Annotated in this window: 1 rRNA gene; it reads right to left on the bottom strand. The window is 57.4% G+C overall.

Features of this window, described 5'->3' with window-relative positions:
• Position 1 precedes the first annotated feature (1 nt).
• A 23S ribosomal RNA gene (locus ACWEPL_RS65280) occupies positions 2 to 1029 on the bottom strand; the annotation flags it as partial.

Genomic DNA, 1029 nt, shown 5'->3' with positions numbered 1-1029 from the left:
TGTGGTCAAGTCCTCGGCCTATTAGTACCGGTCAGCTCCACACGTTACCGCGCTTCCACCTCCGGCCTATCAACCCGGTCGTCTACCGGGAGCCTTACCCCCTCACAGGGTGGGAGACCTCATCTCAAGGCAAGCTTCCCGCTTAGATGCTTTCAGCGGTTATCCCTCCCGAACGTAGCCAACCAGCCGTGCACCTGGCGGTACAACTGGCACACCAGAGGTTCGTCCGTCCCGGTCCTCTCGTACTAGGGACAGCCCCTTTCAAGTCTCCTGCGCGCGCAGCGGATAGGGACCGAACTGTCTCGCGACGTTCTAAACCCAGCTCGCGTACCGCTTTAATGGGCGAACAGCCCAACCCTTGGGACCTACTCCAGCCCCAGGATGCGACGAGCCGACATCGAGGTGCCAAACCATCCCGTCGATATGGACTCTTGGGGAAGATCAGCCTGTTATCCCCGGGGTACCTTTTAGCCGTTGAGCGACACCGCTTCCACACGCCGATGCCGGATCACTAGTCCCAGCTTTCGCTCCTGCTCGACCCGTCAGTCTCACAGTCAAGCTCCCTTGTGCACTTACACTCAACACCTGATTGCCAACCAGGCTGAGGGAACCTTTGGGCGCCTCCGTTACCTTTTGGGAGGCAACCGCCCCAGTTAAACTACCCACCAGACACTGTCCCCGATCCGGATCACGGACCAGAGTTAGACATCCAAAACGACCAGAGTGGTATTTCACCAATGACTCCACCCGAACTAGCGTCCGAGCTTCCCAGTCTCCCACCTATCCTACACAAGCCGTTCCAAACACCAATGTCAAGCTGTAGTGAAGGTCCCGGGGTCTTTCCGTCCTGCTGCGCGAAACGAGCATCTTTACTCGTACTGCAATTTCACCGGGTCTGCGGTTGAGACAGCGGGGAAGTCGTTACGCCATTCGTGCAGGTCGGAACTTACCCGACAAGGAATTTCGCTACCTTAGGATGGTTATAGTTACCACCGCCGTTTACCGGCGCTTAAGTTCTCACCTTCGCCA

It is taken from the genome of Nonomuraea sp. NPDC004186 (genome assembly GCF_053603495.1).
Note: the sequence above shows the minus strand (reverse complement) of the source record. Positions and strands in the feature narration are given on the sequence as shown.